Origin of the sequence: Nostoc sp. KVJ20, assembly GCF_001712795.1 — a bacterium.
In the GTDB taxonomy this organism is placed as follows: domain Bacteria; phylum Cyanobacteriota; class Cyanobacteriia; order Cyanobacteriales; family Nostocaceae; genus Nostoc.
The window spans coordinates 1-17071 of sequence record NZ_KV757667.1 but is presented as its reverse complement, the minus strand read 5'-3'; the positions used below and the strand labels follow the sequence as shown (position 1 = coordinate 17071).

The window sequence follows — 17071 nt, the reverse complement described above, 5'->3', positions numbered from 1 at the left end:
AAACCCCTACCCTTGAAAGCTCCCCTGCTCCCCCACTCCCCAATAATTGACACACCAGTTGTTGATGGTTATTATCAGCCTACCGGGTAATTTGTAATTAATCCCAAGCTGATAAATAGTGATTTAACCGAGATGAAGTCTGTTGCAGATGACCCTAATTCTCAACTTAATACGACAGACATTCCGCCAGTAGTCCTAACTTCTGAGTTGCGAAAAGTCTACCGCACTGGTTTTTGGCTAAATCAAAAAGTCGTATCTCTCAAAAACTGTTCTTTAACGGTTTACAAAGGGGAAACCTTTGGGTTGCTGGGGCCAAACGGTGCTGGTAAAACCACACTTTTGAAATTGTTGCTGGGAATTATTCATCCCACCTCTGGACGGGGATCGTTGTTGGGTAAACCAATAGGCGATCGCAGTGTTAAGCAACATATCGGCTATCTGCCGGAAAATCCCTATTTATATGACTATCTCACTGGCTGGGAATTTTTGCAGCTAGCGGCTGGGCTATTTCAAATTCCCCAAAGTGTCCAACGCCAACGTATTCCCCAACTGCTGGAATTAGTGGGTTTATCCCAAGCCGATGCCCGTAAAAAGCTGCTGCGTCGCTATTCTAAAGGAATGCTACAGCGTGTTGGCATGGCACAGGCGCTAATTAACGAGCCAGATTTAGTTTTTCTGGATGAACCGATGTCTGGTCTTGATCCGGTAGGACGCTACCAGATGCGAGAAATTATTCTGGCACTCAAAGCCGCTGGTAAGACGATTTTTTTTAATAGCCACGTTCTTAGTGAAGTAGAACAGATTTGCGATCGCATTGCCATCCTCGCTCAAGGTGAACTAATTTGCTCTGGTTCCCTCAATGAACTTTTAGGTGGAAAAAACACATATCACGTCAAAGGTCAAGGTGGTGATGGGGAAATTCTCAAAAAATGGATACCCACTCTTATATTTGAGCCTGATGGTTCCTGGCACGGTACACTACAAGATGATTACTATGATTTTCTTTCCAGTCTTCGTCTAATGGAGGGTAAAATTATTACCATGAACTTGTCCCGTCACTCCCTAGAAGAGTTTTTTATTCAACAAATCCAAAGAAAAGATAACTCATTGAATTAGTTTTGTTACCAAATAGCAAATTGCCGGTTGACTTGAAGAACAAAACTCAAAATTTCTGCCTTTTGGAATTATCTTTGCTTAACCCAACTCAGAAAAAATAAAATTCTGACCTCTTTTTAAGTTTATTTGTATTTATTTAATGAACTTGTTCATAATTTTGGTAGTCCCTTACTACTCATCGCAGATTTGAAATGTCACCAAATTAACTTTGACAAGAAAACTTTATTCGTAAGTACTTGATTGACTAAGATAAAATTTATTGTATAAACTGTGTTTAATTGCGTAAATCCTATATTTTTTGATAATTGCCATATTCAAGCAGCATTAACTTTAAGCTAACTTCACTAAAAATTTAAATTCAATAAACAAATTCCCTCCGGAAAATCACACTTTTCTAGGAAAATAAGAGTGTCGGGGAACTTGAATACTTAGGTATAGTCAAAATAAAAATGTTTAGACAGTACTTTATTGATCGTAGTTTCAGAGTCTCAGGTAAATATGCTTAACAAAAGTTTGTCTAAATTTCTAACTCAGCCAGTTGTGGGTGTGGCTTTATTAACTGCTGTCAATGCCGCTGTGTCATCTGCCAGTCTAGCTCAGGGACAACCATTCCCACCAGCTACACAACCATCAACCACAGAAACACAAATAGATACTAATTATTCATTAGGAGGCGGCGATCGCATCCGTGTAAATGTCTTTGAAGTACCTGAATATACAGGCGAATATCAAATTCCCCCAGGTGGAGCAATCAACCTACCTTTAATTGGTAGTGTGTCAGTCCTCGGCCTAACAACTGAACAGGCTGCTGACGAAATTGCGAGAAGATATGCTCGCTTCCTCAAACGTCCCTTGATCTCAGTCAATTTATTATCGTCTCGTCCCATCAATATTTTCGTTGCCGGAGAGGTGACACGTCCAGGAGCTTATACTCTGAGCTTGAGCGGAGGCGCGGGAGACAATCCAGGTGTACAATTCCCCACTGTATTAGCCGCATTGACAACAGCGCAGGGTGTAACTCTTGCTGCGGATGTGACTCAAGTTCAATTACGGCGTAAAGTAGGACGTTCTTCAGAGCAAACAGTCACCGTCAATTTGAAGGAACTCATCCAAACAGGCAGGTTATCACAGGATATTACCTTGCGGGATGGAGACACTATAGTTGTACCAACAGCAACCAACTTCAACGTGGCAGAATCTCGCAATATATTTGCAGCTAACTTTGCCGCCAGCCAAACCACACCCCGGACGGTAACAATTATCGGTGAAGTTAACCGTCCCGGTTCGTATCTTGTCACCCCAGCCAGCACTGATGCTGCTCAGGCGGGTGCAACCCCTAACAGTGGTACTACCAATCCCAATGGTCTACCAAATGTAACACGGGTAATTCAACTAGCAGGGGGAATTACAGCACAAGCTGATGTTCGTAATCTCAGGTTACGCCGACCGACAAGAAGTGGCTCAGAACAAGCCATAGATATCAACCTTTGGCAACTCTTGCAGAGTGGTGACACCAATCAAGACATCATCGTACAAGACGGAGATACGATTGTTATTCCGACGGCAACTGAAATTAACCCCGCAGAAGCTACTCAATTAGCTACCACTACTTTGTCTCCTGCACGCATTCAAGTTGGTGTGGTAGGCGAAGTTAAAAGACCAGGATTAACAGACGTTCAGCCGAATAGCTCTTTAAATCAAGCTATACTCGCTGCTGGCGGATTTAATGATGCCAGAGCTAGTAGCGATGCTGTTGATTTGATTCGCCTCAACCCTAATGGTTCTGTGACTAAACGTATAGTAAAAGTGGATTTCTCCGCTGGGATTAATGAGCAAACTAATCCCATACTCCGTAATAATGATGTTGTAGTAGTCAACCGATCTGGTTTAGCTAAGACTGGGGATACTACAAACACCATAGCTGGCCCTCTAGGTGTTATTTTTAATATTCTGAGGTTGTTCGGAATCTAGTTTAATATATAGATGCAAATTGGGGGCGTTGGTCAATTCTCCTCGTCTCCACAATTGCACTATACCTTGAATCAAAGCTCAATAGTCACGAAAAGTTTTGAAATTTGACTCAATAATAAGGGTTTCAGGCGTCTAAGTTGGGTTTTCAATCATGACCACAAGCGATCGCTCTTAAGTCCATCCAGAACAGATGTGTCTGAAAGGTAGCGTAGCATCTCGCAGAGAAGCCATCACTTCCTCCAAAATAGTGTTTTCTATCAGCTATTTTTATAAAAATTTTATCGAACAGAATCAAGGCGTCAGTCGTCAGAATTCAGTTGGGTATTCTGTATGACTGGCGGTGCTTCGCAGCGTAAAGCCTTCTCTTTCAGAGGCATGGCTTCGCTTAGAGCGACGCAGGAGCGTCTGAATAATCGGCGTTTTTGCACCCCTACAAAACAAGAAAATTTGGTGGTACAACAATTCCTGCACCGGTCTGAATCCCCGACTGTAAGCGTTGCGGAAAGCGAGTCTTGTCTACGACACGCTACGCGAACGAGCGTCTTTATTCTGACTCCTGTTAGCAGATAGCTAAGGTTTAGCCCATTCTGACTTCTGAATTCTTCTTAAATGATTTAATAAATTGTGGGGGTTTAAGTTCCCTGCAACTAACAAACAGCAAGTTTTCTGGCGGGGTCTAAATCCCAGCCCTTTCAATGCGTTCATTTGTACTATATTTTTGGACTCTCCATTAATCCTTGCTATATAGTCCTTACGAGATTTTCTGGCACAAAATGCACGAATCAAAGACACCATATTTTGATTGTCTTTGATATTGCGATCGCCTTGAATAACATCGATAGCCTCAAGTCATAACTTGATATCCTACACAGTGTAAGGGTTTCAGCCTTTAAAGTAGTTTATTAGTTCGCATTGAAAGGGTTGGGTCTAAATCTATATTGCAAAACTTGATTGCGAATTACATTAGCGAGACCTTGAGCGTGATTACGAATTACGAATTATTTTAAGTAGTATTGCTCATTGACAAATGCTTTAGACATTAACAATTCTTAATATGCATTGACAGGCTTTTGAAAACTTTGTTGTAGGTACTTAGATTTCTTATGATAATGAGAATGGTTTAGAAAATAGAGGCGCTAAAAGCTACTATATTCGTTGTTTTATCTATTCAATGATTCTTATTATCATAAGAAATATTTAAGTAAATTAACTTATTGATGACAGATATACTATCTTAACCAAAGATACCGCGTATACACAGTAGAATGATGTCGAATTGGAAATGACGCCATTTGTACGGTTGCTTAGTGTCCATTAATGGAGTAGCTGTGGATACTGATAAATTTTATTCAGTATTTTTACCAAATAGCTGCCATTTTTGGAAACACAAGCTGAAAAGGCAGTTCAGCCATATTTACGCGAAAATTCGCAGGTGCAAACCTAAAAAAGCGTGTATAAACTTACAAATGGCAGTTATACGACCGTATCCAATACTGAGTTACTGAACATTACTTAACTAAGGCTAGAGTTACTGACCGTTGACGATTGAGTATTTTGCAACATACCCTATTTTTTCCCTATGATGATTCATGGTTTCGGTTTTTTAAGTTTGAGCGCATCTCTTGTGCTTCCCTGGGCATTAACAGGTTTGGTTCCAGGAGAGAAAATAACAGAGTCTTTAGTTAAAGATGTTCGTCAGTCTCCCACTGATCAAGCAATGCCACTACCTAGTCGTAAGTTGATCAGCCAGACTTCAACTGCGACAACATACTATGTTAGTGTTAGCGGAAATGACAAAAATAGCGGACGCACTACCTCATCTGCCTTTAGGACAATTCAGAGGGCGGCAAATCTTACCAACCCTGGCGACAGAGTATTGATTATGAATGGAGAATACAAAAATACAGGGGGAAATGGGAGTGTCGTAAATATAAGACGTTCTGGAAGAGCAAATGCATGGATTAAGTATCAAGCATATCCTGGACATTTCCCAAAAATTCGGCACAATACATGGAATGGTATCCTATTGTCAAATGGAGTTTCATATATTGAGATCGACGGGCTAGAGGTCATAGGGAACAATGCAAACATAACCCTTTCTTATGCATTAAGTCAGAAGACTAATGGATCAAATCCGCTTACAAACGGAACCTGCATAAGTATTGACGGACGCAATAGTTCTGTTCGTCACATAAATATTCTAAACAACAAAGTGAATAACTGTGGAGGAGGAGGTATCTCAGTAATCTCCGCTGATTATGTGAAGATTGATAATAACACAGTGTTCAATAACGCCTGGTACAGTATGTATGGTACCAGCGGTATTTCGTTCTTGAAGAGTCGGAATACTGACAACAACCAGGGATACAAGATGTTCGTGACTAATAACAGGGTCTACAACAATCGCAATTACGTTCCCTGGGCTCAACGTGGAATTATCACAGACGGTAATGGCATTATTATCGATCTTTCAAAACAGGGTCCAAATGGTGCATATAGAGGACGGACTTTAATTGCAAACAATATTAGCTACAGGAATGGCGGTTCAGGTATTCATGCCCATGAAAGTGAGCATATCGATATTGTCAACAACACAGCATATTTGAATCAGCAAAGTCCAGAACTGTCAAAAAAAGGGCAAGTCTATGCTGGTTATTCAAATGATGCCAGGATTTACAATAACATTGTTTATGGTGTTGCTGGCAAAAATGTGAACAGCAGCTACATGAATAAAAACGTCACTTATAACTACAATCTTTACCCCAACGGTTCAGTGATCGATGCGAAGGCGAGGGGAGCTAACGATATTATTGCAGATCCACAGTTTCAAAATGCCCCAAATGGTGACTTTAGACTCAAAGGAACGAGTCCGGCGATCAACAGGGGTTACAATTGGAAGGATTTGAAAACTGATCATGCCGATAACCCTCGTCCTGCTGGTGGTGCATATGATATTGGGGCATACGAAATTAGGTAACCGTAATAACATGTCCTGCTATCTGTCCATAGTTCTTTCAGACTGAAGTCTACGGTTACACAAAATAAGAAGCCTGCTTTCGCAGGCTTCTTATTTTATGGATAATTAAACATTATGGTGTTCCAATTGACTTGTGAGACAAAATCCTAATTTATACAGAGCTTTTGTCTGGAATACGTTTTTGTCGCTTAACCGCTTTTGTCAAATCTTGATAAGTAAAGTATTCTTTCGCATGGTTGAAATAACTACTAGATTCGTTTTTATCAATGAGACCATTCACAACTAAACCTAAAACGTTGTGACTGGATCTCTCTAACATTTCTTGAGCAGCAGCTGCACTGTTAGAATCAATTACCCCAGGTCGAGCGACTAACAAAATCCCATCAGTCATTTGGCTTAAAGTCAAGGCATCGGCTGCTAAAAGGAGGGGAGGAGCATCAATAATGACAAAATCATAGTTATCTTGAGATGAGAAATTCTCAATTAGTGATGCCATCCGCTTTGAGTCAAGCAAGGCAAGTGGGTTAGGAGGTCTAACTCCAGCAGTTAAAACATCAAGGCTATCCATTACCTTGGATACGGCAATGTCAAATTCAGCCTGACCTACAAGAACCTCACTCAAACCAACTGCATTGGTTAGTTGCCATAGATGATGCTGAGAAGGAACTCGCATATCTGCATCAATTAGTAAAACTTTACGTCCTAGTTGAGCGATCGCTGCCGCCAAATTAGCTGAAACTGTAGACTTGCCTTCTTTCGGAACTGCGCTAGTTACCACGATAGTTTTGAGCACTTTATCTGAACTCAGGAATTTCAGATTGGCTTGAATCATCCGGTACATTTCGCTGGTTAAAGAGTGAGGTGTATCCCTGACGGCGATTGTTTGAACTGTTGATTCTGTATCTGAATAACGGGAGCGAAGCTTCTTAACAGACAAAGGAACAATGCCCAGCAAAGTATATCCAAATATATCTCTAACTTCTTTAAGTGTTTTTAGAGATCTATCTCTCATAGCCAGTAAGAGGATAGTTGTTGTGGCAAAAAATAAACCGAACATCACTCCCAGCACCAAAACAATTATTTTTTTGCCTGCTACTGGATCTTTTGGCACTAAAGCCTGAGCAATAATCCGGGAACTAGCTGTATTTGTATTCTCAACTAACTGTAATTCTTGAACCTTTTTCAATAGAGTTTGATAGGTCGATTCTGCAACTTCAACTTTCCGTTCTAATTCCCGCTGATTTTGTGCCAACTGGGGTATGAGTTTCACCCGCTGTTCGTAGGTAGAACGAGAATTATATAGAGAAGAGAGTCTTTGAGTTAACCCAAAGCGCTGTATTTCTGACTGGAGAAAATTTTGTATCAGGTTTTGTCTAAGTTCCCCAATCTGCAACAGGCTCTGAGGAACTGGTGCTTGATTGCCAATAGTCTGACCAATTTGCTGTTGCAAGAGAGAATTTAAACTAGCTTTTCTTGCTTCTAAGTTAATAATTACGGGGTTGTCATCTAGAAAACGGCTACGCTCAACCGCTAGCTGCCGATCGGTTTCTTGAAGTTGTGTAAGGACTCCCTGTACTGCCGGTGACTGGCTGAGGGCACTCACTGCGATCGCTTCCTGAGAATTTAGCTCTACTTTCTGACGGAGTTGATTGGTTTGGGCATTTACCTCATTTAATTGAGCTTTAACACTATTCATCTCATTATCTAGATTTCCAATAGTCGCAACGGCTGACCTTGTCTCCTCTGATAAATCTGCAATCTGATGCTTCTGCTTAAATATACGTAGCGCTACTTCTGCATTATTAACAGCAGCTTGGGTTTTAGGAAGCTGCTTGGCCATAAATTGACGAGCTGCTGCTGCCTCAGAGCGATTTGTCAGAATATCATTTTCTAAATAAAAATTCATTATTGTGTTGACCACTGCCGCTGCTTCTTCGGGGTCAGAACTGCTATAGCTAATTAGCAATACATCTGTCCCACCAATAATTTTTAGATTCAGGGCTTTTTTTAGAGCTTGTACCTCTAGAGGTATACCTTCGTTGTCTTTGAGTTGTAATTTATCTATTGTCCGCTGCAATAACTTGGGGGAAGTAATAACTTCTATCTGACTGCTTATAGGATTTTGAGTTGCTACCAATGGTTTCAAATCTCCTGAGTCTCCTCCTTCAGAGGAACCAGGCGAAAGATTAGTTCCTGCTACCTTAAAAGAGGGAAGTCTGAATAACAGTTTTCCTTCTGCTTCATAATCTGGCTTCATAAACCTTGTAGATACAGCACTCAGAATCACTGTAGCCACAAATATGCTGACAGCCGGTAACCACCAACGCTTCAATATCAACAAGTAACGATTAAGGTCTAAATCAATAGATTCTCTAGATTCCATAGATTTTTCTGACATAAATCTTCCAAAGTACAGGTCTTAAACAAGAAACTAAAAATTGACTTAGAGCAATCACATAAGCAGTTGCAATTGACAATACTGATATTATTTTACAATATGACAATAGTATAGACTATTTAAGTTAAAAATTTAGTTTCAATTTGGGTACAAATATGCAACAGTGTTCCATACCCCATTATTAAGCAAAAGCGTTAGTAAATTTGGGATTTGAGGTGAGTTAACGGTGTCCTAACTATACTGCATTAGCAAAAATAAACCCTTTAGCAGCAGGATGTTCAATTAAAAACCTTTGCCAGTCATTAGCCATTATTATGAAAATTTATTTCTTGATTATCAAAAGCTTAAATTGTTTCCTCGAATATTATATTGCTCTACCCCTTATCAAATAAACATGTTAACCAAAAATTCCTAAGCCCAAGTAAAAAACGGGCAGTCTAGTCAGGTTGTGATTTTTGACCATAAACATCCACTCATTACTCAGCCCCACTTAACAGTGATTCTGAAATTTAAAGTAGCTACTAACTTTGCAAAATTTTATCATAAGCCTCTAACAGTTTAGGAGCTTGATATTTCCACTCAAGAATCTCCTCCATTCTGCGTCGTCCCTCTGCTCCTATCTTTTCTCTACATTCAGGAGAATCCAGAAGTTCCAGAATTTTCTCAGCAAATTCCACCTCATCATTAGGCTTGGCATAGAGAGATGCTTCCTGTGCAGAACGTCTTCCCTCTCGCAAATCAAACTGGACAATTGCTTTTCCCATCGCCATATATTCGAGGATTTTATTCATGGTGCAGTTTTCGTTATAAGTAGATGTTGGAGAAGGCTCTACACACACGTCGCAACTGGAGAGCCGTTCTAAAAGTTCTTCCCCTTGCTTAAACCCTGTAAATTCTACGAAATCAGTCACTTCTAACTCTTTAGATAAAGCCTTAAGTTTTTCAATTGCAGGTCCACTACCGATTAGCATAAAGTGAATATCGGAGCGATTTTTTTTCTTAACAATGTAATACACCATTCTCAGGAGATAATCAATTCCCTCTGGTTCGCCCATGACACCCATGTACCCTATTAAGTAGTTTTTACCTCTACGGTAATTAGGGTTTGGAGGCATTCGGCGAAAGCGTGAAAGGTCAGGTGCACTACGAACTACAAAGACCTTCTCTGATTTCTTGTGCCCGCGATTCAGAGCAACCTCTCGATGTGACTCGTTCGTTGAGATTACAATATCTGCTGTGGCATAGGTCAAGCGTTCAGCCCAGCGTAATCCATGATAAAAGATATCACGCCGTTGATACTTAGCTTCATACATCTCCGGACTGAGATCATGATGATCAAAAATAACCCGTATACCATGAAATAATTTAAACCATCCTGCTACTAAGAAAAGTAAATCCGGTGGATTACAAATATGTATGACATCAAAACCACGCTCTCGCCATACCCTTTTAGCTAAACGGAATTGCCAGTTAATCGCCCAACTGTACTCTCGAAGATAGCCAATGACTGAACTTTCTTCCGGTGGTAGAGGATGACGGTAAATGTGAATCTGCTCAATTACTTCATAGTCTTTGTCAAAACCATTACCTGTCGGTGAAATTATAGCAACTTCATACCCAGCTTTTTGCAAAGTAATTGCTTCCATCCATACCCGCCGATCAAAGGGAACTGGCAGATTTTCAACGATAATTAGTACTTTTGTAGGTGATGCCATAATAGTCTCAATTCTTAATGAGTTTAACAAAACACTGACTTGTAAATTATAAAATCTGCCTTTTTGAATAACTTTTAGTCATACCTGACAAAACTGGGCTGAATAAACTGCATATCTGCATATTCATGGCTTTCAGTCTTGCAGTTGCTGAATATTTACACTCACATTATTAACTATCTGAATTTAATACTGAACGATATAAGTTAAGGAAGGAAACCCAGTGATTTTTGATATCGAGACCAAAAACACTTGTTCTGGCCTTAGATCCTAGAGAAAGCCTCAAAGCCTCATTTTCAATTAAAGACTTAACAGCATCAGATAACTGCTCAACATTACCTGGATCAACTATTAATCCATTGTCAGATTGAGTAACTATCTCAGGTATACCTCCTACTGGTGTAACTATGACTGGTAACTCCCAAGCCATTGCTTCTAGCATTGCTAATGGAAGACCTTCATTATAAGAAGGCAACACAAAAACATCTGCTTCAGTCAAAAGAATATCACGTTCGTCTGGTCCTATCCAGCCAGGCAATTTTATATAATTTTCTAGATTTAAAGTCGTAACTAAGTTTTGTGCTTGTTCTATGTCTCCATCTCCTGCCATGATCATACTTGATTTATTTTTATGCTCAGTAGGTAAAAGAGAAAAGGCTTTGATCAAATCAAATGCTCCTTTTCGTTGGCCAATTCGTCCTAAAAAAAGTAAGTTTACTTTCTTAGAGACTGAACGGAGTGGAACTTCAGCAGGAATTTTTACTGGATTATAAAAAACTACAACTTGTTCGGGTCTCATTCCAAGGTTTTCTATGTAAAAAGTTTTCCAACTTTCTGATAAGACAACTAAGCGTTGACACTTGCAAAATACCCAACTTAGTAATTGCTGTATCCATTTTGCAAGTTCACCGTAGAAAATATGAAATTGACTACCGTGAGCATGTAGAATTATCGGCTTGTGAAATACCCAAGCTAAAAGTGCCATAATCGCTTGTCGTAAGACACTACCCCGCTGGGAAATTTCCAGTTGAACAATATCGACTTCTTCCCTAATTAACACCCAAAAAAAATTATATATAGCGCTCAAAAATATTATTATTTTGAACGCTGTAGATCCGTCTTGGTGAGTAACAACATGACGAATATTAACTTCATAAGGAGCATATTCCAAAAAAAGTTTTTCGTAATTGGAAATGCCTCCTTGCTGGAGTAAGCTAGGACCTAACAGGAGAATCTTGATAGTTTTAGTTGGACACATATGCTGCACTTTTTCCATAATTGGACTATCTTTGTTTTTTTTGTTTCATGATTTTAATTTTGTTTAATATTTTTTCTCACCGAGAAAGATACAGCCACATAGAGTATCCAATTCAAACTATTGGATTGCAGCAAGGCAGATTCAGTAAGGCTAGCTAAGGCTATATATGTCATATGTATAAGTGGCCAAATATCTAATGCTGTTTTACTACCACGCAGCCGAGCGAATCCTTGCAGATAACTGCGCCAAAATCCTAACAAAAATAGCCCTAACCCTAAAAAACCCAAATCCAGGCAAATAGATAGATAACCATTGTGGGGGTGGGTTGGTACCCATCCGACTATGCGCCAAATATAAGCAGATTCGCCATTCCATCCTTGCCAGAATCCGCCATAACCATAACCAAGCCAAGGATGTCTCCAAATCCTATCTATCACTAATGGCCAAATGTCTGTTCGACCCGTCAGTGTCGAATCTTTACCAACTGAAGTGAACAGGACATCAGAGTTATTGGAAAACCAAAAATAGAAAGTTTGGATGATAGTTGCCACCATTATTAGTGTTGGTATCATAACCTGGTATGGCCAACGCCAAATTTGAAAAGCAAAAAATGCCAATATTAAAATTAATATATTAAGTAGAGATGAAGTGGAAGCGGAAAGTAGTAAGAGCAGTATTGATAAGATAAATCCCCCCCAGAAAAACCAACTGCGTCTTTTGGTTTGATAAGCAAGGATAAAAAAAACTATACCACTAACTACCATCTTGCTTCCCAGACCGTTTTTGTGCACGAATACTCCACGCCACATTGGGCTACCAAGATCGGTCTGTATGCCGTATTTAGGCAAGGCGATAGCAAAAACGAAGCTCAATACTATAATAATTCCAAAGTTCCAAGCAAGTAGATGTAATTGCTCTTTTAAGGTGTATCTGGAGGCAAAATATACACCAAATAAACTGGAATTAACTAGTGTAAAACCATCTTTTAATGTTGTTGATGGCTCGAAAGACCAAGTGACAGAAATAACTGTTAATATGATTAAAGAAAAAAGCCAAATGTCGTTACTTAAGATAAAGAAGTAAAGAGTTTTTTTCCAACGCAGGACTATTAGTAAGAAGGTAACTAAGTATATTAAGAAAAAAATAACCCGAATTAAGGAGCTATCATATTCTACCAAATTATTCTGTCCTGCTCCTCCTGACAGAATGACGTTTAAGATTGCCCCTGAATACAGGAGCAAAGATACAATTGTGAACCCCTGCTCCGCAAAAATTAGTAGTTTTCTCATACAGTAATTTTAAATAGATCGTGAACACTTATCTGTATTTGAAGAAGAATTCAGAAGTCAGAATGGGCTAAACCTTAGCTATCCGCTAACAGGAGTCAGAATAAAGACGCTCGTTCGCGTAGCGTGTCGTAGACAAGACTCGCTAACGCTTCTCTACGAGACGCTAAAAGCGTAGATTGCAACTCTTACAGAGTACGCTATCAGTCGCGGGTCTGAATCCCCGATTGAATTGTTGCACCACCAAATTTTCAATTTAGTGGGGGTGCAAAAACGCCGATTATTCAGACGCTCCTGCGTCGCTAATGCTGCGAAGCACTGCCAGTCATACAGAAAACATTGCTGAATTCTGTTCGATAAAGAATCGAAGGAAAAAACTGGGTGGTTAACAACGAATTTAAACAAGAACTTAACACTGCATAAAATGACTTGCATAAAATATAAAATTGGCGGACAAAATTTTTGCCTTGTAACTAGAGATATTCTAGAGGATCTTGTTCAGGAGCCTAAAGAGTAAGACGAATACAGGTGATTTTCGACTATTTGCTAGGTAAAGGTAGATTTTAGTTAATTTAAGCATCATACTTACGTATTTAAAACGTATTAAGTTAACTTACTAACAAAATACTTGCGTACTTAAAACGTATTATTTTAACTTATGCTGTAATAGCTTAGTTTTTGAATCAAAATTAGCTCCATATTATTGCTCGATATAATCGAATACTTCGTCCTTTTGTTCGCAAGCTATTTATTTAGGATCGCTGTATATTAACTAATATTTATTTTTGCATATTCATTTCTCTATGATAGATTTCGGCTGTTTGAGCGGCAATATTTGACCAATTTAAATCTTGCTGACAACGAGCTAGTGCGGCAGTTTGCATACTTTGTTGCAAGCTGCGATCGCGTAACAAACAAATAATAGCATCCGCTAGAGTTGGAACATCACGGGGTGGAACTAACAAACCATCTTTTTTGTGCTGAACTATCTCACTCAATCCCCCCACATCAGTAGCTACGACCAGCGTTCCCATTCCATAAGACAAGGCTGCCACACCACTTTGAGAGGCTTCGATATATGGCAAAACTGTTACTGTGCTACGTTGAAATAGATTACCTACTTCTTCAAGGGGGATAAACTCATTAATAATCTCGTAGCGTTTTTCATCATAACCATTAGGGAAATACTGGCTAATGTTTCCTCCCCTTCCAGCAATAATCAGCTTGACTTCAGGTATAGATTCAGCAATTAAGGGCATAGCATCAAGCAAATATTTTAATCCCTTATAGGGTAAGATACGTCCAAAAAATAGCAAAGTATATGGCTCACGGACTTGAATATTTTTATTACCTCGACGCTGATACAAACTACCAAGTTCCCCATGAGGTAAAACATTGACTTTCTCTTGAGGTATACGAAATTGTTCAATGAGAATGTTTTTTAGTTGATGAGTATGGACAATCAACTGTTGTGAACGGTAGAAACTAATACGTCTGGTATACTCAGAACCAAACACACTCATATTATCCCCTGGGTGACGAAATACATCGTGGATAGTTGTCACCAATGGCGGCATTTTGTTGAGTAACAAAGTCCAATCGTACCAAGGATCGTTAGTTTCCTGTACATGTAAAACATCTGGCTGTATATCTTTGATGATACGCATCATAGCGCTCATAGACAATAAGTTGCGTGGGTCGCGAATCCGTGGTTTTTTAAAGCTAATGACGCGGATTCTGGAGTCAAGAACATTGCTACAGACATTTGAAACTTTTTCCGGCTGAATTAGCGTTAAATCAACATATTTAACCAGACTGTTTGCTAATTCGATGGTGTAGTCTTCAAAGCAAAAATGTAAGAGAGCAACCTTAATCATAATTAACTTATATTTTAATTTAAATTATTTATTCAACCAACAAATATTAGATGTATTACTAGCAATAGTTTCTACTGGGTTTTTAAAAGCTTATCCCACAAAAAACGGAAACCTCCAAAGGCACGAATACCTAGATAAGTCACAATTAATCCATAGGCACAAGTTGCAATAATTAAAGTGAATATAAAGTCTAAGCTAATTTTTTGCAGTAATACGAATACAGGTAACATCAAAATGCTTACTAGTAATGGCCGGTGCAGAATTCGCCATAAATTTAATGAAAATAGGCGAGTATAGGTGAAGAAAACATACTGGACAAAACCAAGAATAGTCATTAATAATGCCATAATAGCTGCACCTAGCAACTGATATTGGGAAACTAATGCTACACCTCCTAAGCTTCCTAATGTAGTAGTGATAACCACTTCACGTAGATTCACTATCTCGAAACCATTGGCTACAAGTAGATACGAAAGCGACCGTATGAAGGGCAATAATAGCAGTGATGCAGCACTTAAACGAAGGGCTACATTTGCCTGAGCAAAGCTAGCATCATATATAAAAATTAGTATATCTTTGCCAAAAAACAACATCCCTATAAATAAGGGTAATGACATAATTAGTAGGACTTCAATCATATTTTCAGTGATCTGCTTCTGCTTCTCACGTCCTTGATCTACCGCCTTTGAAAGTCTGGGAAACATTGCTGAAATTATACTGTTAGCAATAATCAAAAATGGCTGTAGCAATTGTAATATTCCACCAAATAGACCTACTAAAAACTCATTTCCTAATAATGAAAGAATTAAAATTTGAATTCTACCAGAGACTACAGCTATTGCTTCAATAGCAAAAAATGTCCGAGCGCTTTTAATTGTATTAAATACAAAATCACCATCAATCTGCCATTTTATCTTTACTAATTTTGTTACAAAAATCCATTGAATTACAAGAATTAGTGTTTCTGAAAAAAATAGGATCGCTCCCAGATATTCAATTCCGTATTTCAGTTGCATCGCCCAAATCATTATTATTAGGCGTAAGACATATACTGGAACTGTAGCGATGGCAATCAAATGCATCTTTTCTTGAGCTTGAAAAATTGCCTCAGTTATGTTGGAAAGTGCAAAGGGAATAATCGTTAAGCCCATGATGTAGCAAATAGTCGAGGTTGTGGGACTGTAGGGAAGTAAGAAGACTACAATCACCAATGCCCCATAACTGAAGAAACTAAATATTAATTGCAGCCAGGTACCACTCATTAAATAAACTGGCGTTTTTTGTGGCTCACGGGCTAATTCTCTGGTAAATAATGTCTTGAGACCTTGTGAAGCAATACCCACAAAGATAAAGTAGTAGCTATACGCTAGTAAATACTGACCTAAAGCCTCAGCTCCTAGAGTACGAGCAATAGCAGCAGTTAATACAAAGGCTGTAATGCTTTGCGCTAACCGATTAACTATCATTGATAGGGAATTACTTATGAATTTATACTTTTCTACCATTCTAAAATTATTAATCAGCCTATTTTGTTAGCATATTTTCTTAATTATGAATCACCCATACCTGTAAATATCATGACTTGCAGGCAGTTAATCACTCAGCAAATTAGAAAATCTAAATTTAATGCGTGAGAAACTGCGCTAAAAACTTCAATACTTGTATAAACAAGTGATGATTGCTGTCTGCTATGATTTTCTTTGTATGACCTTAGTAGGCACCTTCTTTTTTCAAAACTACCATAACTGTTTTGAGCAGAATTTCAAAGTCTAATCCAAGAGACCAATTTTCAATGTAGTTAAGATCAAGATTTATCACTTGTTCAAAATCTAAAATATCGGAGCGACCTGAGACTTGCCAAAGACCTGTAATACCAGGTAAAACTTCATGCCTAATAAAATGATGTTCAGAAAACTTATCTACATCTCTAGTAGGTAAAGGGCGAGGTCCTACTATACTCATTTCTCCGAAGATAACATTAAAAAGTTGGGGTAATTCGTCTAAGCTGTAACGACGCAGGAATTTTCCAACACGGGTAATGCGAGGATCATCTTTAATTTTAAAGATAATTCCATCTTTCGTTTCATTTAAAGCTTCTAATTCTTTCTGTAATTTTTCCGCATCAGACCTCATCGTTCTGAATTTCCAGACTTTAAACTGTTGCCCATGTAAACCTATACGAGTTTGTCTGTAAAACACTGTGCCGGAAGAATCCAGTTTTATAGCTATAGCTATAGCTATATAAATAGGAAAGGACAACATTACAAATAAAGTCGCCAAACAGAAGTCACAACTACGCTTTATCCAAAAATCTTTACCTGTAATTATCGGACAATCCAAGCTAAGACAAGGCATTCCCCCTATTTTATTAAATTCTACATTTTTATAAATTGGCTTTAACTCCATCGGTAAAATATGTACTTGGATGCCAGATGCTTGAAATAACCAGCATAAAAACATTCTATTTTTTAGAGCA

10 protein-coding genes are annotated in these 17071 nt (G+C 38.7%); 3 read left to right on the top strand and 7 right to left on the bottom strand.

The genetic code is table 11. The annotated features are described in order from the left end of the window. Positions 1–132 precede the first annotated feature (132 nt). From A4S05_RS26090 to A4S05_RS26080, 3 genes are all read left to right on the top strand, one after another. Complete coding sequence (locus A4S05_RS26090) at positions 133–1116, top strand: ABC transporter ATP-binding protein (protein ID WP_069072696.1); 984 nt, start codon at positions 133–135, stop codon at positions 1114–1116. A 498-nt stretch (positions 1117–1614) separates the two neighbouring features. Beyond that, complete coding sequence (locus A4S05_RS26085; protein WP_069072695.1) at positions 1615–3087, top strand: SLBB domain-containing protein; 1473 nt, start codon at positions 1615–1617, stop codon at positions 3085–3087. Between the two features lie 1579 nt (positions 3088–4666). Next, positions 4667–6064 carry a right-handed parallel beta-helix repeat-containing protein gene (locus tag A4S05_RS26080; RefSeq protein ID WP_069072694.1) on the top strand — a complete coding sequence of 466 codons (1398 nt, stop codon included), beginning with the start codon at positions 4667–4669 and terminating at the stop codon, positions 6062–6064. A 151-nt stretch (positions 6065–6215) separates the two neighbouring features. Here the strand turns inward: A4S05_RS26080 and A4S05_RS26075 are convergent, their stop codons facing one another. The 7 genes from A4S05_RS26075 to A4S05_RS26045 form a co-directional block, all read right to left on the bottom strand. After that, positions 6216–8462, bottom strand: a complete 2247-nt coding sequence (locus tag A4S05_RS26075; RefSeq protein ID WP_069072693.1) for a GumC family protein — start codon at positions 8460–8462, stop codon at positions 6216–6218. 521 nt (positions 8463–8983) lie between these two features. Continuing rightward, positions 8984–10177: a glycosyltransferase family 4 protein gene (locus A4S05_RS26070; protein WP_069072692.1), complete on the bottom strand. Its 1194-nt coding sequence runs from the start codon at positions 10175–10177 to the stop codon at positions 8984–8986. A 169-nt stretch (positions 10178–10346) separates the two neighbouring features. After that, a complete protein-coding gene (locus A4S05_RS26065; RefSeq protein WP_256091174.1) occupies positions 10347–11450 on the bottom strand; it encodes a glycosyltransferase family 4 protein in 1104 nt (367 codons plus the stop codon). Positions 11451–11485: 35 nt separating this feature from the next. Further along, entirely contained in the window at positions 11486–12721 is a 1236-nt protein-coding gene (locus tag A4S05_RS26060) for an O-antigen ligase family protein (protein ID WP_069072690.1), read from the bottom strand. A gap of 776 nt (positions 12722–13497) precedes the next feature. After that, positions 13498–14595: a glycosyltransferase family 4 protein gene (locus tag A4S05_RS26055; protein ID WP_069072689.1), complete on the bottom strand. Its 1098-nt coding sequence runs from the start codon at positions 14593–14595 to the stop codon at positions 13498–13500. 71 nt (positions 14596–14666) lie between these two features. Further along, positions 14667–16100, bottom strand: coding sequence for an oligosaccharide flippase family protein (locus A4S05_RS26050; RefSeq protein WP_069072688.1), 1434 nt, complete (start codon positions 16098–16100; stop codon positions 14667–14669). 205 nt (positions 16101–16305) lie between these two features. Further along, a partial coding sequence (locus tag A4S05_RS26045; RefSeq protein WP_141699812.1) for a sugar transferase occupies positions 16306–17071 on the bottom strand: 766 nt, incomplete at its 5' end.